The 22492-nt window shown below is 45.4% G+C and carries 20 protein-coding genes and 2 other annotated features; of the genes, 7 read left to right on the forward strand and 13 right to left on the reverse strand.

The window, feature by feature from the left end:
* Positions 1-91 precede the first annotated feature (91 nt).
* Positions 92-2095 (forward strand): YhgE/Pip domain-containing protein, encoded by a 2004-nt coding sequence (locus tag MHI53_RS18990; RefSeq protein ID WP_340371960.1) that lies wholly within the window; start codon positions 92-94, stop codon positions 2093-2095.
* 97 nt (positions 2096-2192) lie between these two features.
* Positions 2193-2861: an MOSC domain-containing protein gene (locus MHI53_RS18995; RefSeq protein ID WP_340371961.1), complete on the forward strand. Its 669-nt coding sequence runs from the start codon at positions 2193-2195 to the stop codon at positions 2859-2861.
* An 80-nt stretch (positions 2862-2941) separates the two neighbouring features.
* On the opposite strand, the gene MHI53_RS19000 is transcribed toward MHI53_RS18995, so the two are convergent.
* Positions 2942-4447, reverse strand: a complete 1506-nt coding sequence (locus MHI53_RS19000; protein ID WP_340371962.1) for a DHA2 family efflux MFS transporter permease subunit — start codon at positions 4445-4447, stop codon at positions 2942-2944.
* Between the two features lie 200 nt (positions 4448-4647).
* Here MHI53_RS19000 and MHI53_RS19005 point away from each other — a divergent pair, with 200 nt between their 5' ends.
* Positions 4648-5544, forward strand: coding sequence for a TetR/AcrR family transcriptional regulator (locus tag MHI53_RS19005; RefSeq protein ID WP_061141869.1), 897 nt, complete (start codon positions 4648-4650; stop codon positions 5542-5544).
* 39 nt (positions 5545-5583) lie between these two features.
* Here MHI53_RS19005 and MHI53_RS19010 read toward each other — a convergent pair whose 3' ends face one another.
* From MHI53_RS19010 to MHI53_RS19020, 3 genes are all read right to left on the reverse strand, one after another.
* On the reverse strand, positions 5584-6231 hold the full coding sequence (locus MHI53_RS19010) for a hypothetical protein (RefSeq protein ID WP_340371963.1): 648 nt from the start codon (positions 6229-6231) through the stop codon (positions 5584-5586).
* A 119-nt stretch (positions 6232-6350) separates the two neighbouring features.
* Positions 6351-7724, reverse strand: a complete 1374-nt coding sequence (locus MHI53_RS19015) for an amino acid permease (RefSeq protein ID WP_340373704.1) — start codon at positions 7722-7724, stop codon at positions 6351-6353.
* Between the two features lie 94 nt (positions 7725-7818).
* A complete protein-coding gene (locus MHI53_RS19020) occupies positions 7819-9045 on the reverse strand; it encodes an MFS transporter (protein WP_061140689.1) in 1227 nt (408 codons plus the stop codon).
* Between the two features lie 245 nt (positions 9046-9290).
* Between MHI53_RS19020 and MHI53_RS19025 the strand changes: the two genes are divergently transcribed.
* Complete coding sequence (locus MHI53_RS19025; protein WP_340371964.1) at positions 9291-9917, forward strand: LysE family transporter; 627 nt, start codon at positions 9291-9293, stop codon at positions 9915-9917.
* Between the two features lie 173 nt (positions 9918-10090).
* On the opposite strand, the gene thrS is transcribed toward MHI53_RS19025, so the two are convergent.
* Positions 10091-12010 (reverse strand): threonine--tRNA ligase, encoded by a 1920-nt coding sequence (thrS, locus tag MHI53_RS19030; protein WP_340371965.1) that lies wholly within the window; start codon positions 12008-12010, stop codon positions 10091-10093.
* A 48-nt stretch (positions 12011-12058) separates the two neighbouring features.
* Positions 12059-12282, reverse strand: a binding site (T-box leader).
* Positions 12283-12313: 31 nt separating this feature from the next.
* Positions 12314-12534 (reverse strand) — a binding site (T-box leader).
* Between the two features lie 153 nt (positions 12535-12687).
* Here thrS and MHI53_RS19035 point away from each other — a divergent pair.
* Positions 12688-12963 carry a hypothetical protein gene (locus MHI53_RS19035; protein WP_340371966.1) on the forward strand — a complete coding sequence of 92 codons (276 nt, stop codon included), beginning with the start codon at positions 12688-12690 and terminating at the stop codon, positions 12961-12963.
* Positions 12964-12994: 31 nt separating this feature from the next.
* Positions 12995-13621, forward strand: coding sequence for a Type 1 glutamine amidotransferase-like domain-containing protein (locus tag MHI53_RS19040; protein ID WP_061140693.1), 627 nt, complete (start codon positions 12995-12997; stop codon positions 13619-13621).
* A gap of 38 nt (positions 13622-13659) precedes the next feature.
* On the opposite strand, the gene MHI53_RS19045 is transcribed toward MHI53_RS19040, so the two are convergent.
* The 4 genes from MHI53_RS19045 to MHI53_RS19060 form a co-directional block, all read right to left on the reverse strand.
* Positions 13660-14298, reverse strand: coding sequence for a hypothetical protein (locus tag MHI53_RS19045; RefSeq protein ID WP_340371967.1), 639 nt, complete (start codon positions 14296-14298; stop codon positions 13660-13662).
* Positions 14299-14415: 117 nt separating this feature from the next.
* Complete coding sequence (locus MHI53_RS19050; protein ID WP_061140694.1) at positions 14416-14682, reverse strand: YokU family protein; 267 nt, start codon at positions 14680-14682, stop codon at positions 14416-14418.
* A 2-nt stretch (positions 14683-14684) separates the two neighbouring features.
* Entirely contained in the window at positions 14685-16121 is a 1437-nt protein-coding gene (gene ablA / locus MHI53_RS19055; RefSeq protein WP_340373705.1) for a lysine 2,3-aminomutase, read from the reverse strand.
* 208 nt (positions 16122-16329) lie between these two features.
* A complete protein-coding gene (locus MHI53_RS19060) occupies positions 16330-17814 on the reverse strand; it encodes a sigma 54-interacting transcriptional regulator (RefSeq protein WP_340371968.1) in 1485 nt (494 codons plus the stop codon).
* A gap of 129 nt (positions 17815-17943) precedes the next feature.
* On the opposite strand from MHI53_RS19060, the gene MHI53_RS19065 reads away from it, so the two are divergent.
* Positions 17944-18450 (forward strand): GNAT family N-acetyltransferase, encoded by a 507-nt coding sequence (locus MHI53_RS19065; protein ID WP_340373706.1) that lies wholly within the window; start codon positions 17944-17946, stop codon positions 18448-18450.
* Between the two features lie 177 nt (positions 18451-18627).
* Here the strand turns inward: MHI53_RS19065 and MHI53_RS19070 are convergent, their stop codons facing one another.
* The 4 genes from MHI53_RS19070 to MHI53_RS19085 form a co-directional block, all read right to left on the reverse strand.
* A complete protein-coding gene (locus MHI53_RS19070; protein WP_260320116.1) occupies positions 18628-19530 on the reverse strand; it encodes a peptidoglycan-binding protein in 903 nt (300 codons plus the stop codon).
* 164 nt (positions 19531-19694) lie between these two features.
* Positions 19695-20342 carry a 3-oxoacid CoA-transferase subunit B gene (locus MHI53_RS19075; protein WP_340371969.1) on the reverse strand — a complete coding sequence of 216 codons (648 nt, stop codon included), beginning with the start codon at positions 20340-20342 and terminating at the stop codon, positions 19695-19697.
* A gap of 17 nt (positions 20343-20359) precedes the next feature.
* Positions 20360-21055: a CoA transferase subunit A gene (locus tag MHI53_RS19080; protein WP_061140697.1), complete on the reverse strand. Its 696-nt coding sequence runs from the start codon at positions 21053-21055 to the stop codon at positions 20360-20362.
* Between the two features lie 29 nt (positions 21056-21084).
* The gene (locus tag MHI53_RS19085; protein WP_061141037.1) at positions 21085-22470 is read right to left on the reverse strand and encodes a GntP family permease; all 1386 of its coding nucleotides are present in this window, start codon (positions 22468-22470) and stop codon (positions 21085-21087) included.
* Positions 22471-22492: the final 22 nt, after the last annotated feature.

The raw sequence follows: 22492 nt of genomic DNA on the forward strand, positions 1-22492 counted from the left end.
ATTATTACATAATGAATTATGTATTATACAGCATTAAAAAAAGCCCTTATGATGAAATAATCTCATTTAGTTGGAAAGGGCAGGTTCGATAATGAAAGGTATACAACTTGTATTACATGATATTAAAGCAATGTGGATGCACAAACACGGGAGAATCGCGTTGATCTTCCTTTTGGTCGTTCCTTTGATATACTCAGGTTTCTTCCTGGCAGGCTATTGGAATCCTTATGGACAGTTAGATCAGCTCCCAGTAGCTGTCGTCAATCATGACAAAGGCGCGATGATGGATGATAAGCCGGTCGAAGCGGGTGAAGACTTCGTCAAGGAATTGAAAAAGCAAAAAGAATTGGACTTCCACTTCATCTCGCAAAAGGCGGCTGATACCGGCCTTAAAAAAGGTACCTATTATATGGTCGTGACGATTCCGAAGGATTTTTCCAAGAACGTCACGACATTAATGGATGAAAAACCGGAAACGGCCAAGCTTTTATATACGGTCAATCCTGGCAAGAACTTCGTTGCCTCACAGATCAGCACAACAGCGGTTGAAAAGATGACGACAAAAATCAATGCAAGCATAACAAAAGTCTATTCGGAAGGCATCCTCTCGAAGTTCCAGGATGTTTCAAAAGGCTTGGCCGACGCCGGGGTTGGGGCGGAAAAGCTTCATCAAGGAACGGTGGCTGCGAAAAGCGGCAGTGAGAATTTATCGGACGGCATTCAAGCTTTGAATAGTGGTGCCGAGAAGCTGCAATCGGGAAGCAACAAGCTTGTGGATGGGCAAGATGCCTTGGCTAACGGGGCCGACGGGATCTCGGACGGTTCCCAGAGCTTGTATTCCGGGATGAAGCAGCTTTCGACTGGACATCAATCATTGGAAAATGGGATGAAGGATCTTAACCGAGGGGTGAAGAACTGGTCAGCCGGTAATGAAAAATTAAGCCAAGGCCAGGACCAGGCAGCCGAAACGGCGAATACGCTAAAAAAACAATTGGCTGAGTATGGCAAGAGTCACCCTGATGCAATAAAGGAGCAAGACTTCAAGCAGATTCTTGCCCTATCGGATGGATTATCCAAAGCAGCCGCCACGTTACAGTCCGGACAAAAGCAGCTGGGCGAGGGCGCTGCCAAAGTGGCTGATGGGCAAGATGCGATTCAGGCCGGGATGAAAACCTTCGGCGATAAAATGACACTAGTCCAATCTGGGGCTAAGCAATTACATGACGGGTCTGTTGATTTTGCCAGTGGGTTCTCGCAATGGTCAAACGGCTTCACCAGTTTACAGGGCGGAATCGATTCACTTGCAAGCGGAAGCAACAGGCTCGCACGCGGCACGATGGATCTTCAAGACGGACTGGCTTCATTGGAAACCGGATCGAAGCAGTTATCGACGAAGCTAAATGATGCCGCCGACAAAACGGCCAGTTTGCAGTATGATGATTCGACCACGACGATGTTCTCTGAACCTGTTGAATTGGTCCAATCCAATCTTTCCGAGGTTCCTAATTATGGAACGGGAATTGCACCGTATTTCCTGTCTTTAGCCTTTTATGTAGGAGGCATCATGGCTTCAAATATCTTGCCGCTCGGCCGCAGACAGAATCTCAAGGTGACCGGAACGGTCCATTTTACAAATAAGCTGGGGCTTGTCTATGTAATCGGCTTGATCCAGGCACTGCTGGTGGATGCAGTCGTCCTACTTGGCTTCCACTTGCATGTCGCAAGTGTCCCTGTATTCATCCTATCAAGCATCATCGTTTCCTTTACCTTCATGACGTTCATTCTCATGCTGGTCACCGTATTCGGCGTGGTCGGGAAATTCGCAGCCGTCACCCTTCTTGTTTTCCAATTGGCTACCTGCGGCGGAACATTCCCAGGCGAGTTGGGCATGTCATTATTGACGCAAATCGGTCAATTTTTACCTATGGCCCACTCCCTGCAGGAGCTTCAAGAAGTCATTTCATTAGGCGGCTGGGAAAACCTGCAAACACAAATAGTGATCTTGCTTGCTTACCTCGTTATTGCAGCGGTCATCGGCTGGATAACCAGTCATATCCAGCATGCTAAAGTGGCTCACGACGATGTGACCTCATGATCTAAGAAGGAGCCGTGTCATTCCCAACAAAATGGCACGGCTCTTCGCCTTTTTGTATAATGGTCATAAAACAAGCGCAGATGGAGGGCGAGTGGAGATGCTTGTACAGCGATATGAAGTGAAATCCTTGAATATGGGGAAAACGGAAACCTACCAATTCGGAAAAAAGGTGTATCGATCCGCAATTAAAAAGGAGCCAGTGAATGGTCCAGTATTCTTAAGCAAGGTGGGTTTGGCTGGAGATGAACAAGCCTATGAACATCACGGCGGGGAAAATAAGGCCTTATGTGTATACCCGTTAGACCATTATGAACATTGGAGGCCTGTTTTTCATAATATGGTCGATACCGCCCTTTTTGGCGAAAATCTCACGGTCAGCGGCCTGACGGAAGATATAGCCCATATCGGTGATATTTTTTCAATTGGCGAAGCCCTTGTCCAAATATCCGAGCCGCGTAATCCCTGCTATAAACTTGCGGCCAAATATGAGGTGCCCAGCTTGATCGTCCAAGTTAGAAATACGGGCTACACAGGATTCCTGTTAAGGGTGCTGAAGGAAGGGATGATCTCGCCGCATGACGCGATGGAATTGATCGAGCCCCATCCGCAGCGGGTTTCGGTTGCTTTGGTCAATGACGTCAAATTCCATGACCGTTTCAATCGTGATAAAGTGAACCGGGTGTTACAAGTCAAAGAGTTATCTGAAAGCCTTCACCTTGCCATTAAACAACAGTTCGATTCCGGACAGAAAAATGGCTGGGGATGATGGCCCGGAACTTTTTTGAAATGGCATGGAAAAAGCCCCCATATGGCTGCCGAAGCAGATCATATGGGGGCTTTTTCACATTAAGCGGTTTGTTCTTTTTTCTCGGCTGGCTTTTCTTCAGCCGGCCAGGCACGCTTGATGAATATGGTTAAAATCAGCGCCACGCCCGCAATGAAGGTAGAAACAAGGAAGGAGAAGTTAATTCCATCCAGCATGGCCTGCATCCCGATTTGGGCTTTCATTTGTGCCATAACCTCAGCGGAGGGCTGGCTTGTTAATTGGCTCATTGCTTTCGTCATTAGTTCCTCACCGGTTGAAGCTGCACGGTTAGACATGACCGTAACAAGCAATGCTGTACCGATGGCACCGGAGATTTGGTTCAGTGTATTGTTCATGGCTGTACCGTGCGGGTTCATACGGGCTGGCAGCGAGTTCAATCCATTTGTCATGATCGGCATCATGGACATTGACATCCCGAATGAACGAACGGAAAACAGAATGACAATTTCTGTATAAGATGTTTCCATTGATAATTTACTTAAGTAATACGTAGTTGCTACAGTGATGAGCAAGCCGATTGAAGCAAGGATGCGGGCACCGAACTTATCGAAAAGCTTACCGGTAACCGGTGACATCAAGGCCATTAATAAGGCACCTGGCAGCATCAATAATCCTGAATCAAATGGTGAAATGCCACGCACTGTTTGTGTATACATCGGGATTAAGATCATCCCAGAAAACATTGCCATGTTCAGCACGATTGAAATCGTTGCGGATAGCGCGAACATTGGGTGCTTGAAGATCCTGAATTCAAGCATCGGCGTTTCCATTTTCAGCTGGCGTGTAATGAAAAGAACCAGGGAAACGGCACCGACTAAAAGTGTCCCATATACCCATGGGCTATCCCAGCCCTTGCTGCCTGCGGAACTGAATCCGTACAGCAAGCCGCCGAAGCCCAAGCTTGAAAGGATGACCGATATTTTATCAATGTGAATATCGACTTTATCCTTATGGTCTTTTAGTTTAAAGAAACCAAAAATGAGCACGAGTAACGCAAGCGGAGTAATGAAATGGAACAGCATTCTCCAATCATAATGTTCAATGATCCAGCCTGAAAGCGTCGGCCCGATTGCAGGGGCAAACATCATGACTAAACCGAATAATCCCATGGCCGATCCCCGTTTTTCGACAGGGAAAGAAGTTAACAGCACGTTCATCAATAGCGGCATCATGATTGCCGAACCCGCAGCCTGAACCATACGAGCCCCCAATAATAATGGGAATACTTCCGCTACACCGGCAACGATCGTACCGATGGAGAATAGCAGCATGGCTGTCAGGAAGAGATTACGTACCGAATATTTCCTTATTAAGAAGGCTGTTGTGGGAATCATGATTCCATTGACGAGCATATAGCCCGTTGTCAGCCATTGGACTGTTGATGTCTCAATTCCCAAGTCCGTTTTAATTGATGGCAGTGCAATATTTAAAAGGGTCGAATTTAATATCGATATGAACGCACCGATCATCAGGATGATCAAAATGCCATAAGAGCCCTTTTGTTCTTTTGTTTGTGCAGTACTCACTTTTTATCTATTCCTCCATTCAAACAATTGGTTCATTTAATTATACGACGGGTACACCCCAATCTCATAAAATCAATAATATACCTCTGGTCTATTTTTTGCAATAAAAATTTCATGGTTTAAATAAGGGTTTGTGCTGTGATTAAAAATAGAGTACGATTACATTTATACAAGCAGTATAAAGAAATTAAGGTGATACGATGAAGAATCGAAGGCAGAATGTCATCGATACGGCTCATAAGCTATTTATTGAAAAGGGCTACCAAGCCACGTCCATCCAAGATATTTTAGACGGCAGCGGCATTTCAAAAGGTACATTTTATAATTATTTCCCTTCGAAGGGTGAATTATTTATCGCCATTTTCCGATCCTTCTACAAAAGGATCCGCCATGATCGGGAAAAACTGCTGGATGGCCAAGATTCAGCCGATATTGAAATTTTCATTCAGCAGCTCGAACTGCAAATGATGGGCAACAAGCAAAGCAAATTGCTGATCCTGATCGAAGAAGTCCGCGTTTCCAACGATGAAGAATTAAAGCAATTCATCAATCAAATCCTTTTGCTGAGCATACGCTGGATGCATGGCCGTTTCCTCGATATATTCGGGGAAAGCAAAAAAAACTATCTTCTGGATTGCGTCATCATTTTCCACTCGATGATGACCCATATGAATTACTTCAATCATAAGGCGAATGAAGTCCCGAAGCCGGAGATACAAATTATCCGCTACTGCATGAACCGAATCATCCAAACAGTCGATGAGGCGGCAAAAAGCAAGGAACAAATTCTTGATCCCGACTTAATGGATACGTGGTTCCCGAAGTTTGAAAACAATCTTTACCCTTGCCATAATGATTTATTGAAGGCAACCTTGGAATTAAAAAAGGCGATCAATACAGCTTTTCCCTGCGGTGAAAATCGGACAAGGGCCATTGAGCTGGTCGACTTTATCCAGGATGAGCTGATGCAGTCCGACACTCCACGAAGATTTTTGATAGAAAGCCTGCTGCTCACCCTAAAGAATCAATATTCGGAGCAAGTTCAAACATACATGAAGGACTTTGAGGAAAGCATTAACGCTTGTCTGGTTCAATGAAAAAAAAGAAGGCAGCCATTTGGCTGCCTTTTCCAGGTTTTAATAAGACCATTTCTCTTCATCCATGATCCAATCATTTTTCTTTAAATCGAAGGATTCCGTATCATCTTGGATGGAGAAGTAAGCGGGCAGCGGCACCGATTTCCCGTTTGCTTTTTCCCAGCATTCTGCGAACCAATTTGCAAATGCCCGCTTCTCTTCTTCCTCGATTTCTTCACTTTTGGCTTCGTAAAATTCCCAGAACTCTTCTGATTGGCCGCCAAAGCGTTCCCCATAGTTCACACCTTCGATGATGCTCACACTCCCCCCAAATATGGCAGGATCTTTCCCGTCGTAAAACACTTCATTCGCCTGTCGATCCATCGAGAACATGGTAATCGACAGCTCCGAGGATTCTGGAAAGGATACGAAATCCAATAATTCCACCTGTGAATAAAAGGTGTACGTATGCAATTTCTGAAGATTGTTGATCAAGGCTTCGGATTGCAATTCCAGATTCGAATTCACCTCAGCTATATAGCCTTCGACCGAATAAGTAGATTTAGCCGTTTCTTTCACCGGTTCAACCTTGTCGCCTTCCAATGTTTCTTTTTCAGGATGCTCGTCCGTCTCATCCCGACTCGCTGGTGCACACCCCATCAGTCCCACCACCAGCATGGTAAGTAAAATAATGCCTATTTTTTTCAACCGCTATCCTCATCTCTCTTGATACTTTTTTTAGCACCCCTATACTTACGATCCTTCCGCCAAAAGGTTTCGGTTGAAAGAATAAACCCCGACTACTTTTGCAGCCGGGGTTCCGTAAGTCAATCGAGTTCCGATTTCCTCATTTTCGCCGCCATCGCCTTGTTCTTGTTCCAAACCTTGAACTTCATGAAAATGGCCGCAAGTCCGATTATCACCACGAACAACAGGCTTATGAAAAATCCGGGACGGATCTCCTTTTCGAGCAAGGTCCCACTGACCGCAGCAAAAATCAACAGCATGCCAAAAACGCCTGTGGCCTTGCTCCACGCTTTGCTTTCCAAGATCTTGAAAGAAGAAAGGATGATGAAGGACCAGTTATATAATAGTAAAATACCGGCAGCTGTCGTGATGTATTCATAAATCTTGCCTGGCAGGAGCAGGGCAGTGATGATCGAGCCTAAAAGCCCCAGCACCCCAAGACATAGTGACGGCAATGGCAGATCCTTGAGTTTTTTAATCTTTTGCATGAATAACGAAGGGGCATTCCCATCATCGGCAATCGTTACCAATAGATTGGTCACACCGAATAATGAAGCCGTCATCGTCGAAAATCCAGCCACGATGATGGCCCCGTTAAAAACATGAGGAAAAAAAGCCAGATGATAACTATCCAACGCGGTTACAAAAGGACTCTCCTTCTCACTGAACGCCCCTAGCGAAACCATCGTGACAGCCAGTCCCAATGAGACTACATAGATGATCGTCAGTCCCAACAGCATGATCGTCCCTGCCTTGGGTGCCTCTTCTTTCTTTTTAAGCTGCATCGCCATCAATCCGATCACTTCAATGCCGCCAAATGCATAAAAGGCATAAATGAGCGATGTCCAAAATCCTTTCAGCCCTTTTGGGAATAATTCATTATACGTATTGGGAAATGACGGCGGCTTCTCTCCATCGAGACCGAACCAACCGAGCACGGCACATGCTGCAAGGATGATGAACATGACGATTGCAGCCGTTTTTATGATCGCAAGGAGGTTTTCAATCCTATCGAATCCTTTTGTTCCCATCAATACCACAACGATTGAAACAAAAGCAAACCCGGCGGAAAATAACCATAGCGGTACACTCGGGAACCAAAATTGCGATAAAAGCGACAACGCGGTCAACTGGCTGCCCATGATCAAAATATTCGAGGACCAATAATTCCAGCCGCAGCTAAAGCCAGCCCAACGGCCGAATGCTTTATTGGCATAATAACAAAAGGAGCCCTCTTGAGGGTCTTCTGCCGTCATTTTGGCAAGCAGGTTATACACGATATACGTACCAAGGGCAGCCAATATAAAGGAAAACACTATCGATGGACCCGTTGTGATAATCCCGATCGTCGATCCAAGAAAATAGCCAGTACCGATCGTGCATCCTACACCGACCAATGACAGCTGCCACCATTTCATATCGCCAGTTTGCCCGCCTGAATTAGATGCCTCCATGTTTTTCTTCCCTTTAGCTGGAGTACAATTGGCTTTTACCATGACGCTCCCCCCTTCCATCCTTCATACTATTGATAAAGCGGAATCCGCCTTTTTACTGGGCCGCTTCTTTTTTATCCGAACTAATGCATTTCAGCACGATCAATACGATGCAAATGCCCATGATTCCAGAGATGATATAACTCATGTTTAGATAGTTCTTCATCACAAGTGACATGACCGGTGGGCCCGCTGCGACCCCGATGAACCTTGAGGACATATAAAAAGAGGTTATCGTCCCCCTCTGTTCCTTTTCGATATTTTGGGTGATGATGGCATCGAGCGTCGGCAGTAAAGCACCAATTGCGATGCCCACCAGACTCGTAACGAGCAGGAGCAGGAATACCTTATCCTTAGTGAATCCGACAAAGACCAGGCTGATCGACAGCGTTGCCAAACTGATCATGATGATCTTTTTCATGATCGGCAATTCACCTTTGATTTTTTTTCCTGCAATATAGGAAGAAACACAAAGAAAAAACAGCGGAATCGCGATGACGAAGCCTTTCTTGACTCCATGCAGATGATGTATTTTCTCCAGGTTTTCCGACAAAAAGAAAAGGACCCCGAACAAAACCAACATAACAAATACACCAATCAGGAATACGGTATACAGCCATTTGCCTTCCTTCTTGAAGATTTGTTTCGTATCATGCCAAAATTCCTTTAATTTCTTCGGTTCGTCCTTTTCTTTTGGTACCTTAATGAAGAAAAAGACTAAGACGATTGAGATCAAGCTGAAGAAGGAAATCGAGAAAAAGGGTAAAAACCATATAAATGCGGCAAAAAGGGAACCTAATATCGGGCTCAGCACTTTTCCAAATGTATTCGATGTTTCGATGATGCCCAAGCACGAACTCGTTTTTTCATCATCATCCTTGTATAAGTCCCCGACTAAAGGCAGGATGATTGGCGAGGCTCCAGAAGCACCGATCCCTTGCAGCACTCTCCCAATGATGATCCAAGTATATGGATCATCGATCTTCCACGATGCATATCCTGCAACCAAACCGCCAATCAAAGCAAGAACCAGGCTCGGCAGGATGACCATTTTCCGTCCGAAACGATCGGATAAATAACCTGCGATAGGGATTAAAAAAATGGAAGCTACCGAATAACTTGTAATGACCATGCTTGATTGAAATGAAGATATCCCCACCTTTTTCTCAAAAATGGGCAATACCGGGATAAGCATTGAATTTCCAAGTGTCATAACTAATGGGATTGACGCCATACTGATCAAGCACCATATGCTGACATTATTTTTCTCATGACCTTCCATACCTACACTCCTCATCCATTATAAACACGACTTTCAGCATACAAAGGCAAAAAAAATTGATGACTCAATCGTCCTTCATTGAATTTTGATGTCTTTAATTAATATGTTGTAGGGCGCAAAGATTTATTCAGCGGCTCCCTTGGATAATGAATGGTTCGTTTTCCAAGTCAAAAAAAGTGGTACAAGTCCATTTTCGTGAATACATTCAATTAAGCAGATGTATTTCATGATGAGGTGATGTTGTATTGGCCATTTTTTTTAGCTATGTATTGCTGGGTCTATCCTTAGCGGCACCAATCGGCCCCATTAACGCCGGGCAATTGGACAAAGGAATCAAGAAAGGGTTTTGGCACGCCTGGATTTTCGGCTGGGGTGCCATTTTAGCGGATGCTGTCTATTTGGTCCTTGTCTATTACGGGGTCAGCCGCTTTCTGGAAAACTCCTTCATGCAAACATTTTTATGGCTTTTTGGCTTTTTTGTCCTGACTTATACCGGTATTGAAAGCCTTTTTAGTGCAGGTAAAATAGAAGTGAATGCACGGAATGTGAAAGAATCCCACTTTTCTTCTTTTGCATCAGGATTCATCATGGCCCTCTCGAACCCTTTATCCATTTTGTTCTGGCTCGGTATTTACGGCTCGATCCTGGCAAACACCACGACTAAATACGACTTTCATCACATACTTCTATATAGCTCAGGCATCCTTCTCGGCCTCTTAGCCTGGGATACTACAATGGCCATCATCTCCAGCAGCTTCAGACGTTTTTTATCCAAACCCATCCTTGTTGGCATATCCGTCATCTCCGGGCTATCCCTAATCGGAATCGGCATATACTTTGCCATTCAGGCCGCAAAAGTACTATTTACATAAACGAAACACCCCCTGTTGATAGCAAAAGCCCCCGAGCAGAGGCTTTTGCTATCAACAGGGGGGCGCTTTGACGGAAATGGGAACTTTTCTCGAAGGTATGATGCTTTTACTCGCGAATTCGTGTTTCTCCTGGAATTTCGCCGTCTATTCGTGATTTACGTGAGAGTTCACTCCTAGTTGCTGCGTACTTTTATTTGTTGGAGCAGTTTGTTGATGAATGCATCTATTGAACTTGATTCATAATTTTTCTCGCCGTATTTCCGGACGTTGACTTGATTTTCCTGCTCTTCTTTATCGCCAAGGACAAGCATATATGGAATTTTCCCCATCTGGGCTTCCCTGATTTTATATCCCAGCTTTTCGTTGCGTTCGTCTGTTGTCACTCTTATGCCGAGTCTTTTCAGCTGTTTTTGGAGTTTATGGCAAAATGGAATATGAACATGCGAGACAGGGATGAGTTGAACCTGTACTGGGGCAAGCCATACCGGGAAAGCCCCGGCAAAATGCTCAATCAGGATACCAAAAAAACGATCAATCGAGCCATAAATCGCACGATGGATGACGACCGGGCGGACTTTTTCATTTTCTTCATCGATGTAAGTCAAATCGAATTTTTCCGGCATTTGAAAATCAAGTTGAATGGTTGCACATTGATGGCTCCGTTTTAATGCATCCTTAATATGAAAATCAATTTTCGGCCCGTAAAATGCTCCGTCGCCTTCATTTAATTGATAAGGTATGCCGATATCGGCAAGCACATTTTTCAAGGCTGCTTCAGAGGCATCCCAAAGGGAGTCATCTCCCAATGAATCCTCTGGTCGAGTCGAGAGCTCCACGGAATATTCGAATCCAAATGTACGATACACTTCGTCAATCAGTTGAAACACCTGCTTGATCTCCCCCTCGATTTGATCCTGCCGGACGAATAGGTGAGCATCATCCTGGCAAAATGTCCGGACCCGAAGCATTCCGTTCAATGCTCCACTATATTCATGGCGATGGACTTGACCGAACTCGGCCATCCTGATGGGTAAGTCCCTGTAGGAATAGCGGTTATTTTTGAAGATAAGCATATGACCCGGGCAATTCATCGGCTTCATCGCGAATTTTGTCTCATCGACCTCAGTAAAGTACATATTTTCATGATAGTGATCCCAGTGGCCCGATCTTTCCCATAACCGCTGATTCATCATGAACGGCGTGCGAACCTCGTCATAATCAGCATCGCCCTGGAGCTCACGCGAGAACTTCTCCAACTCATTCCTGATGATTTGTCCTTTCGGTAAATAAAACGGCATTCCAGGGGCTTCCTCGGAAAACATGAATAGTTCGAGCTGCTTCCCTAATTTCCGGTGATCGTGCTTGGCTGCTTCTTCCATAAAATCCAAGTGATCTTGTAAATCTTTTTTCCTTCCGAAGGCGACCCCATATACCCGTTGAAGAACTTCATTTCGTTTGTCTCCCCGCCAATAGGCACCTGAAACACGTGTCAACTTGAATGCTTTTACCAAAGATGTCGAGGGAAGATGCGGTCCGCGGCAAAGGTCTATAAACTCCCCTTGTTGATAAATCGTTAGTTTTTCACCGTTCGGGATGTTCCTCGCAATATCCAGCTTGAATGACTCTCCTTGACTTTCGAATAGCTTCACCGCTTCTTCATAAGAAACCTCCCCCCTTTTTATTTCCAGATTTTCGTTTATGATTTTTTCCATCTCTTTTTCAATGGCTTGCAGACTCTCTGCGCTCAAAGGATGATCGAGCTTAAAATCATAGTAAAACCCATCCTCGATGACCTTACCCAAGCCCAGTTTCGCCGTGCCATGAAGTCTCTTCACCGCTTGGGCCAAAATATGTGCCGAAGTGTGCCGCAACACGTGCAGTCCTTCCTCCGAATCAAGTGTTAAAATCGAGAGTTCAGCATCTTCATTCAATTGGAAATGTAGATCGACCAGTTGCTTATCGAGCTTTCCTGCAACTGCCTTTTTCCTTAAGCTTGAGCTGATGGAGCCTGCCACGCTTCCCACTGTCGCACCCATCGGATATTCCTTCTGCTTCCCATCCGGGAATCGGATTTTGATCATTTTTTCATCCATTACATGAACACCCCTTTAGAATAATAAAAAAAACGCACTCATCCCTAAGCAAGGGACGAGTGCGTTTACTCGTGGTTCCACCCAATTTCCCATAAGCAAGAAAACACTTATGGCTCTGGAGCTTGTAACGCAGCTTAGACGATATCAGCTACTAAAAGTTCACTGATATAGCTCAAAGGCGGTAAATCATTTTCCTAAGCCAGGAAGTTCGCAGCTGCCCTTCCCTCTCTGAAAACCGTAAAAATGATTATTGTCCTTTTCATCGCAATGGTTTTATAAACAAAAAAACGCACTCATCCCTAAGCAAGGGACGAGTGCGTTACCCGTGATTCCACCCAATTTCCCATAAGTATCATCACTTATGGCTCTGGAGCTTGTAACGTAGCTTAGACGATATCGGTTACTCTCGTTCACCAATAAAAGCTCAAAGGCGGTAAATCATTTTCCTAAGCCAGGAAGTTCGCAGCTATCCTTCCCTCTCTTAAGACCGTAAAAATGATTGTTGTCCTCATCATGGCTTATGCTATTGCAAATCGATTTTTATATTGTTATACATATTACAACCAATCTCTGAAAGTTACAACATTTTATTCCAAAAAATAATACTTTTACCAAATGAATAATCCCTATCCTAGCACTCTACCAATTGGTATAATTAGTAAAAAAAGGAGGGTCCCATGAAAAATTTAAGCAGCTGGTCGATCGGATTCGCCGTGATGGGTGCCGCAGCATTTGGCTTTTCTTTTGTCAGCAATAAAGCCTTCGATTTTTTAATGGTCTTCGGATTCGGGGCATTATTACTCGGCATGCTATTAAGTTTCGCGGCCATATTCAAAAAGGAAAAAGGAAAGACGAAATTTTTGGCTGTCGCCGCGTTCTTTCTTTTAAGCTTCATCCTGGTTTGGAATGAACCCTTTCAAATCATCAGGCTGTTAACATGGATGAGGAATTAATTTGCTCTAACGACTGGGAGGCGATCCATAGATGGACATTTGTTTCATTGGCGGCGGCAATCACGCGAATTCCGAATTAGCTGAAGTGTACCTGGAACTTTCAAACATGATGAAGCCCCATGCCAAAATTTTAATAATCCCGTTTGCAACCGATGTTTCCCGGTACGAAGGCTGGCTGGCAACCGTCAAGAAAGCCTTTTCCATCATGGAACATGCTAGTGTTGACTTATTGAGAGAAAACCTTTCGGAGCAAGAGATGCAACAAGCCCTAAACGAATATGATGCTCTTTATTTTATTGGCGGCAGGCCAGAACGATTGATCACTGTCATGGAAAATAAAGGCCTTACACCGATCTTGAAAAACTTTAATGGCTTATTGATTGGATATAGTGCGGGTTCGTTAGCCTTCTGCACGGATTGCATAATGACGAAAGATACAGACTATCCAGAAACGATAATGATCAAAGGCTTGGCATTAGTTGAGTTCAGCGTTGAAGTCCATTACGAAGCTAAGATAGATGGAGAATTGCTTCCCCTTTCAACTGAACGAAAAATATATGCCATTCCAGATGGAAGTGCCCTTTTCACAAAGAACGGCGAACTCTATAAAGTGGTGAATGATATATACTTCTTTCAAAATGGTACACGCTTTCCCTGAGTGAAGGAGTTGCTTGGAAACATTCTTGAGAAAGTTATTCAGCTTGGATGGTCTTCGGTGTGACCAACCGATCCCGTTGCATTCTTCACACGGAGCATTAAGGTAAGTCCAGTGGACCACAAGATCAGGGCGCAGCCAAAGCCGAGCAGTGATAATTTTGCAGTAATTTCATGACCTCCAAGCATGAAGGCGCTTGGAGCGGCCAGTAACGTGATAAGTGCCAACGAGCAAAGCAGCGTTCCGGTCAAATAGTAGAGCTTGATTTGAAAAAGCGATGCCAGGGGTAAGAAATGCAGGCCCACGATAATAGCGATGACGCCAGGTATAAGATCGGTTTGATGGGTCGCGTTACAGATGGCTATGGCTGCCCCGATCAGCAAACCTTCGGCGATGAAGACGATATTGAACCAGAATCGGATTCGCTTCAGCTTCCCTGTAATTTGATGCGGCATTTCTTGTGCCGCATGTAACAGTGAAATGCCTCCGATAAGCAGGAGGAATCCAACCAGTATGGCGGCGAGTTCCACGTACGGAAAGCCCCATTCTTGCAATCCCATTACACCGATACCTGCCCACAGCGTACCGAAGAACGCCATGAAAATGACTCCAATTCCTGTACCGCGATATGCTTCTTTCGTTTGCATCATCCCGTTTCCTTTCATCTTCAGTAATATCATACATAAACCATCATACTGCAGAAATTAGCCGATTATTCATGATCCATTTACCTAAAAAGCGAAAGGTTGATATGATTGCGGGAGAAGGGATGGCTATCATCCGCTTCTCCCGCGATTTCATTTCCAATTGAATAGTTGCTTGACTGGCGCCGCAAGAAGCTGATCATAGGCGAACTCGTCAGGATATTGACTCAGATCATGTATGGATAAGGCCTCATCCACCTTCTGATTCCTATGATCGGACACATATATCCCACATTCCGGGCAGTTTATGGCAGGAACCTGCAGGAGCTTTATCGATCGCTTCCCATCGGGCATGATCCAGAAACAGTCCTTCTTTTCACTTTCTTCAACGTTAGGGGCATTGCACCACAAGCAGTCCATCTTCATCCCTCCTTGCCTTCCGGCTCCACTGGTTCACTTTGGGCCAGGGCATTCTTTTTTTCTTGCGCTTTCCTCAATTTCTCCTTCATTTCATCCCGTTTATCGCGACGGTCCTTCAATGAGGCATGTTCTGCCGCATTTTCATAGGCCTTTCTCTTATCAAGACGGCGCAAGCCCTCTGGCACCAAATTGAATTTTTCGTCCGTCATGAGCGCGGATATCCCCACGGCTGCTTTTCGGTCTTCGGTGCCATACACTTCATCAAAGTACGCGTCGGCACTGCCGGAAACATAATTCTTCGGCTCCGGATAGCTCGTGATGACACCTTCGAAGTTCCGCAATACGACCTTATCCGGGCTTTGGGATAGCAGGTAATTCGGAGTCAGGGCTATCTTTCCTCCGCCGCCAGGCGCATCCACCACAAAGGTCGGCACCGCATATCCCGATGTATGGCCACGCAGCGCCTCAATGATTTCCAATCCTTTTGAAACCGGGGCCCGGAAATGGCCAATCCCTTCGGATAGATCGCATTGATAAATGTAGTAAGGCCTTACCCTGGCCATGACACAGTCATGCATCAGCTTTTTCATGATATGGACACTATCGTTGATGCCAGCGAGGATGACCGCCTGATTACCGAGCGGGACGCCTGCCATGGAGAGCATATCGCAAGCCTTTTTCGCTTCATCGGTCAGTTCAAGCGAATGATTGAAATGGGTGTTTAACCAAATCGGATGGTACTTCTTCAGAATATTGCATAAATTTTCCGTAATCCGCTGCGGAAAAACGACCGGGGCCCGTGTACCGATCCGAATGATCTCCACATGCGGGATGGCGCGTAAGTTGCTCAATACATATTCGAGGATCTTATCATTGATCAGCAATCCGTCCCCTCCGGAAATCAGCACGTCCCTCACTTCCGGTGTATTTCTTATATAGTCGATCGCTCCATCCAATTGCTTCTTTGGAACGCCCATTCCCACCTGGCCTGAAAAACGGCGGCGCGTGCAATATCGGCAGTACATCGAGCACTGGTTCGTAACGAGGAACAGCACCCTGTCCGGATACCGATGCGTCAAGCCTGGAACTGGTGAATCCTCATCCTCATGGAGCGGATCCTCTAAATCATATCTCGTCTTGTTCATTTCTGCCGAGAGCGGTACCGACTGTAAACGAATTGGACAGCGAGGATCATCAGGATTCATCAAAGAAGCATAATAAGGCGTTATATTCAAAGGAATCGTTTGCGTCGAGATCCGGACTCCTTCCTCTTCCTCCGGAGTCAGATTGACGACCTTTTTCAAATCATCCAAGGTTTTGATCGTATTGGTCAATTGCCAGATCCAATCGTTCCACTGCTCCTCCTTGACGTCCTTCCAAAGCTCGATATCATGATAATGCCTGCGCCCGCCAAGGTACTCTTTATGTTTTATTTCCATTCCCATCATGTTCATGTTAAAAATCCCCTCCCCTTATTCTAAGAACTTATCGATATACTCTCGCAAGAATGATGCCAACTCTTTTGAGAAGGAAAACATCAGAATAAGAGGGGAATGCGGGCGGGCGGGCCGCAAAATTCTTTTCTAAACGCCCAATATTTTGCAGCCAAATTCTTTGCATCTCATACAAAATACTTTACCTTCATTTCTATCCTCTTGATTCCTTCCATTCCGCCGTATACACCTTTTCAATCTTGTACTTGTTTAACTTATATTGTAATCCTTGTCTGGTAATATTGAGGGACTCAGCCGTTTTGCTGATATTCCCGTTGTATTTCCGGAACATATTGATGATCATTTCCTTTTCCAGTTCTTCAAGGACGGCAGGTAAATCCACCTTGTCCTTTAATGTGGGCGGCAGGCTCTGTGCATTGGGGGGAGTGTATTTGCCTGAAGGAAAAAGATAGGCCGGAAGGTGATGCTCATCAATCCTATCCTCTCCAGTATCCATGACGTTAAAGGCCAATTCGATGGCATGGCCCAGTTCACGAATGTTTCCGGGCCACGGATACTGAAGAAGCCGATTCATCGCCTTCTGACTGATCCCGCGCACGTCCGAAAAAAATGATTTGTTGAACTTCTGAATAAAGTGATGGGCGATTTCCGCTATATCTGTTTTACGCTCCTTAAGAGAAGGCATGGCGATCGTCACGACATTCAGGCGAAAAAACAAATCGGAGCGAATGATTCCCCGCTCTAGCGCCTCTTCTGGAGAAATGTTCATCGCCGCAATGATCTTCACATTAATTTTTTGCTCCTGCGCTCCTCCGACGCGGCGCACCTCACCCTCCTGCAGCACCCGCAGCAATTTCGCCTGCAATCCAGGATCGAGGCTATTCAATTCATCAAGAAACAGCGTACCGCCATTGGCCTGTTCAAAAATCCCGAGTCGATCCACTGCTCCCGTGAAAGCCCCTTTCGTCGTGCCAAACAACAGACCTTCCATTAATTCCTTTGGGACGGCCGCACAGTTTTGTGCAATGAATGGCTGATGGCGATGGGCACTTACATTATGGATACTTTGCGCTACCAATTCCTTCCCCGTTCCCGTCGGTCCATAAATCATGACCGGGGAATGGCTGCGGGCCGATTTTTTGGCCAATGATATCGCTTCTTGAAAAACGGGACTGCTCCCGATCAAATCACTGAAATGATAAGTCGCCGTCCCTTCGAAGTACTTATTTTTCTTATAGGTCTCGGCAAGCTGGGAGCGTAAATCGACGATTTGATCATACATGTTCATGACCTTGGTAATGTCTTTGGCGATCTCCACTGCCCCGATGATCTCGCCATCCTCATATAGCGGATACGTGCTATTGATCGACGTTATCTTTTTCTCCTTTACATTCACATACGTTTGAATCGACTCATTCGTTTCGATGCCCTTGTCCAACGCCGCCTGCAGCGTACTCGACTCATCGGTCAAGGACGGGTAAAGCTGAAAGATATTCTCCCCGAGCACCTGTTCACGAGCCAGCCCATCGATATGTGCCATCATTTCATTATAAAAAACCGTATCCCCATCTTTATTCACGATATGGACACCCACATTTATCACATTCAATATCCATTCAAATTGCGTGGAAAACTGATTGACTGAAGATTTCATTTCTTCATCTCCGTTCTCTGTCACTTGATAGAATTACCTGTAAATTATATCATTTAATGGTAAATAGAATCATAGAAATGATAAAGCTTCTGAAGAGAAGAAAGGAGTTTCCCTTTTTACAGGGAAACCTATAAATAAAAGGGGGTGAATGGTATTTTAAAAAGGAATGAAACCAAATTAGAAATTAAACCTTGGGAAGAGAAGGATCTTGATTTACTTTTTCAACTCAATGAACCGAAAATGATGGAGCATCTTGGTGGTCCGGAGAGTGCAGAACAAATCCAAAAACGCCACAAACGATACCTTGAAATCGGAAACAGGGGATGCATGTTCAGCATCATCCTGCCAAAGGAAGAAGCTGTTGGCTCCGTAGGCTACTGGCAAACGGTCTGGAACGATGAAAATGTGTATGAAATCGGCTGGAGTGTCCTCCACTCTTTTCAGGGGAAAGGCATTGCATCACAAGCCGTCAGAGCTGTCATCGCCAAAATCAAGGACGAACGCAAATACAGCTCCATTCATGCATTTCCATCCGTCCATAACGCCGCATCCAATGCCCTTTGCCGCAAGCTTGACTTCAACCTCATCTCCGAATGTGAATTCGAATATCCGCCAGGGAGCTTCATGCAATGCCATGATTGGTGCTTGGAGCTTGAATGAAACAATAGCGGCTGTTTTTCAAGTGGGAAAAGTCGAATTCTGTTAGGTTTAGGTGAATTTATTTCCCGGGAAAGTCGAATGATTCCCGAATAGGACGAATTATTCTTGGGCTGGGACGAATTAGCCTTCAGGCGGGCAGGATGGGTTTACCATCCTATCCGCCAAGATCATACTCTATCAAGCAAGCAATTTATTCCATGTTTCTTTGTTGGCTTGGCTATCCCCAGAAATGCTGCTTGCTTTTTGAAATTTGGATAATGCCGCCTCGGTTTTGCTGCCGAATCGTGCGTCAAGTGGCCCGGGATCGAATCCTTTCATATAGAGTGCTGCTTGCAGTATCCATGTGATAGGGCCCGTAGCTCCTATACTCAATGTGACCATCGCAGCCTTGGTTTTTGGCCCCCATTTTCCATCGACCGCAAGTCTATGATTATATTGCTTATTAAGCTCCGTTTGTACTCCTTTTAAAAGAGCTGATCGAGTTTTGGGGCCGAAAAAACCATCGACCGCCAGATTCGTTTTATAGCGGCTATTTACTGTTTCCTGAATGGAAATGATTTGGCTATCTCCTTTACTGCCCTTTGTTGTTTTGAATAGGTTGGTAAGATGCGGTTTCTTCCCTGCTTGTAATTGTATGTGGGTTAAGCCACCCGTCATTTGCAAGTGGGGATAGTCCTTGAATGTACGCCAATCTCCGCCCCATTCGAATCCTAACTTTTTACCTATCGCAGCCACACGCTGCCACCTTGAATCCACCGTCCAGATCGCTTTCCTGCCATCATCACTCACAAGGAAGAAATCGATGGCCAGTCCAAAATTATGATAAGATTGGCCTGGCTTAGCGTTCGTCACAACAGGCTTAGCCGGATCACTATAATTTTTTCCATTGTACCTGTAGATTCGTCCTTGACCATAAAGCGCGGCTTGCTCTTCCAAAGAGCGGTAACCTGCGCTTATTTGTACAGCGATCCCTTCTGTATAAGCCCGTTCGATCATCTCCAATGCTGATGCCTTCACTACTGCATCCATCCCTATACCCATCTTCTTCACTGATCGATCCAATAATGTTCGTAATTCCACGTTCAATGCCATCCCTCCCTTTTACGTTTCCATCACCCTTTATATAAGCCTTTTTAACGGAAAAGTAGCATGAGGAATCATGAAACAAAAGAGGTGCAACAAAAAATAGACCACTTCCATTCGCCTGGTTGCGAATGGAAATAGTCTAATAGTTCTTATTAATCTTATGCCCTGATTTCAATAGAGGGACTTATGGTGAAGTCAGCCTCTGTTTTGCTTTTCACTTCATCAAGTGTTATGCCATTTTGCAATTCAATCAATTCCATTCCCGCTTCGGAAAAATGGAAAACAGCCAATTCGGTAATCAGGCAGTGGACGACCTTTTCTCCTGTCAATGGCAATGTACAGCTCTTTTTCACTTTGGATTCACCATGCTTGTTCACATGGTCCATGATGACAACGATGCGTTTTGCGCCTTGGACGAGGTCCATTGCGCCCCCCATTCCTTTGACCATCTTGCCAGGAATCATCCAGTTGGCCAAGTCCCCAGTCTCCGAAACTTCCATCCCGCCTAAAATGGCTAGATCGATATGGCCGCCGCGGATCATCGCGAACGATTCAGCGCTATCAAAAAAGGATGCCCCCGCTTTGGCCGTTACCGTTTCTTTCCCTGCATTGATCAAATCCGGATCGACTTCGTTCTTTTGTGGGTAAGGTCCGATTCCGAGTAAGCCATTTTCCGATTGAAGCATGACATTGAAGTCATTTGGGATCATATTGGCAATCAAGGTCGGCATCCCGATCCCTAAATTCACACACATCCCATCTTGGATTTCCTTAACGGCCCGTTCTAAAATCAGTTGTCTTGTCATTTGAATACTCCTCCTTTTTATGCGTTAGCAGTTGTAAGTTTTTCAATACGTTTTACATAGTCATTTCCTACAAGCACTTTTTGTACATAAACTCCTGAAGTATGAATTTCATCCGGATCAAGCTCCCCTGTGTTCACAAGCTCCTCCACTTCGACCAACGTGACTTTCCCCGCTGTGGCAACGACAGGATTGAAATTCCTGGCTGTTTTTCGATATACGAGGTTACCGAAATGATCCGCTTTCCAAGCTTTGACAAAGGCAAAATCCCCGACGATCCCTTTTTCCATGATGTATGTGCGGCCATCGAACTCTTTATGTTCCTTCCCTTTGGCGACTTCCGTTCCCACTCCCGTGGCTGTATAAAAGGCAGGAATGCCCGCTCCGCCCGCTCTTAATCGCTCAGCAAGCGTTCCTTGGGGAACTAGCTCGACCTCCAGCTCGCCGCTTAAAAATTGCTGCTCGAACAATTTATTTTCCCCGACATAGGAGGCTATCATTTTTTTGATTTGTTTATTTTCAAGCAAAAGTCCCAGACCCCAATCATCGACCCCGCAATTGTTGCTGACGACCGTCAAATCCTTTACACCTTTGTTACGCAAAGCAATGATTAGTTTTTCTGGAATTCCGCTTAATCCGAACCCGCCAACGATAATGGTAGCTCCATTCTCGATATGTTCAATAGCGCTGTCAAAAGATGATAACAATTTACTCATTTTCCCATCTCCATTCCTAATCTATTCTTTTAAATAAACAATGATGTTCCAAAAGCAATGATGAACACGGTCACTGTTTTCAAGACCGTAATCGCAAAGATATCCTTGTACGATTGGCGATGTGTCAGCCCCGTAATGGCAAGTAAGGTGATGACGGCGCCATTATGCGGCAGCGTATCCATCCCGCCGGATGCCATGGATGCAATTCGATGAAGCATTTCCGGGGTGATCCCGACATTTTGGGCCACCTGCATATAGTGACTTCCCATCACTTCCAGCGCAATCGAAAGTCCGCCGGATGCCGATCCGGTGATCCCTGCCAGTACATTGACGGCAACAGCTTCGGAAACGAGTGGATTGCCGCTTGCATTGAACACCCAGTTTTGAATGACCGAGAATCCAGGAAGCGTTTTTACGACATTCCCAAAACCGACTTCAGATGCGGTATTGAATATGGCAAGCAAAGATCCCATCGCAGCAGCCGTCAAACCACTTGCCAATTTGACCTTTATGCGTCCGACATTCAAAAGCATGGCGGCTATGATACCGATTGTGAGGGCAACGATCAGCGACCACGATGAAGTGACTGTGCTTACATCGGCAATGTTGAATGTTTCCTTCAGCATCGATCCGTCATACCAATGCTTAACCGAAATGGCGCTGCGGCTGAAAGCGAAGTTGAAAGCGACGACAAGGATGAGCGGTACGAGGGAGAGCCAGAAGTTAGGCAGGTTTTGCTGTTCTGCACTTTCGGGTTCATTGATATGCCCTTCCCCGTACCCTTCCCCATTTGCCACCGCTTGTTTACGACGGCGTTCCAGCCAAAGCATTCCTCCTGTGAATACAAGGATTGCGCCAATGATCCCCATGATGGGAGCTGCATAGGTATCCGTTCCGAAATAATTCGTTGGAATGATATTTTGGATCTGAGGTGTTCCAGGAAGAGCATCCATCGTATAAGTGAAAGCGCCTAAGGCTATCGTTCCCGGCAACAATCTCTTTGGAATGTCGGCTTCTTTAAAAATGGCTGCTGCAAATGGATAAACGGCGAATGCCACGACAAACAGTGAAACCCCGCCATATGTCAGCGCCGAACAGGCAAGCACGACGGCCAGGATGGCCTGCTTCGAGCCTAGTGATTTTACGATGGTCTTGGCAATGGATGCTGCTGCACCGCTCATCTCCATGACCTTTCCGAATACGGCCCCTAATAAAAATATCGGAAAAAACGCTTTTATATAGTTAGCGGCGAACGTCATGTATGTCTCTGTATAACTCGGCAGCAAGTGACCGCCGGATAATATGACCGCCAACAATGTAACAAGCGGCGCTATGATAATGACCGGATAGCCCCGGTAGGCTAAAAAGATTAAAAGTCCCAGCGCCACGACAATGGCTAAAATTTGAATCACCAACTCATTTCCCCCTTTTCTTTTT

The organism is Peribacillus sp. FSL E2-0218 (genome assembly GCF_037992945.1).
Classification (GTDB): Bacteria; Bacillota; Bacilli; order Bacillales; family DSM-1321; genus Peribacillus; species Peribacillus simplex_B.

What these genes read in the sequence shown, in the direction of transcription:
- MHI53_RS19005 (WP_061141869.1), top strand. Translation starts at nt 4,648, where the DNA reads ATGAAGAATCGAAGGCAGAATGTCATCGATACGGCTCATAAGCTATTT.
- ablA (WP_340373705.1), bottom strand. Translation starts at nt 16,121, where the DNA reads ATGGAAATAAAACATAAAGAGTACCTTGGCGGGCGCAGGCATTATCAT.
- thrS (WP_340371965.1), bottom strand. Translation starts at nt 12,010, where the DNA reads ATGGATGAAAAAATGATCAAAATCCGATTCCCGGATGGGAAGCAGAAG.
- MHI53_RS19020 (WP_061140689.1), bottom strand. Translation starts at nt 9,045, where the DNA reads ATGGAAGGTCATGAGAAAAATAATGTCAGCATATGGTGCTTGATCAGT.
- MHI53_RS19015 (WP_340373704.1), bottom strand. Translation starts at nt 7,724, where the DNA reads ATGGAGGCATCTAATTCAGGCGGGCAAACTGGCGATATGAAATGGTGG.
- MHI53_RS18995 (WP_340371961.1), top strand. Translation starts at nt 2,193, where the DNA reads ATGCTTGTACAGCGATATGAAGTGAAATCCTTGAATATGGGGAAAACG.
- MHI53_RS18990 (WP_340371960.1), top strand. Translation starts at nt 92, where the DNA reads ATGAAAGGTATACAACTTGTATTACATGATATTAAAGCAATGTGGATG.
- MHI53_RS19075 (WP_340371969.1), bottom strand. Translation starts at nt 20,342, where the DNA reads ATGACAAGACAACTGATTTTAGAACGGGCCGTTAAGGAAATCCAAGAT.
- MHI53_RS19040 (WP_061140693.1), top strand. Translation starts at nt 12,995, where the DNA reads ATGGACATTTGTTTCATTGGCGGCGGCAATCACGCGAATTCCGAATTA.
- MHI53_RS19035 (WP_340371966.1), top strand. Translation starts at nt 12,688, where the DNA reads ATGAAAAATTTAAGCAGCTGGTCGATCGGATTCGCCGTGATGGGTGCC.
- MHI53_RS19050 (WP_061140694.1), bottom strand. Translation starts at nt 14,682, where the DNA reads ATGGACTGCTTGTGGTGCAATGCCCCTAACGTTGAAGAAAGTGAAAAG.
- MHI53_RS19045 (WP_340371967.1), bottom strand. Translation starts at nt 14,298, where the DNA reads ATGATATTACTGAAGATGAAAGGAAACGGGATGATGCAAACGAAAGAA.
- MHI53_RS19080 (WP_061140697.1), bottom strand. Translation starts at nt 21,055, where the DNA reads ATGAGTAAATTGTTATCATCTTTTGACAGCGCTATTGAACATATCGAG.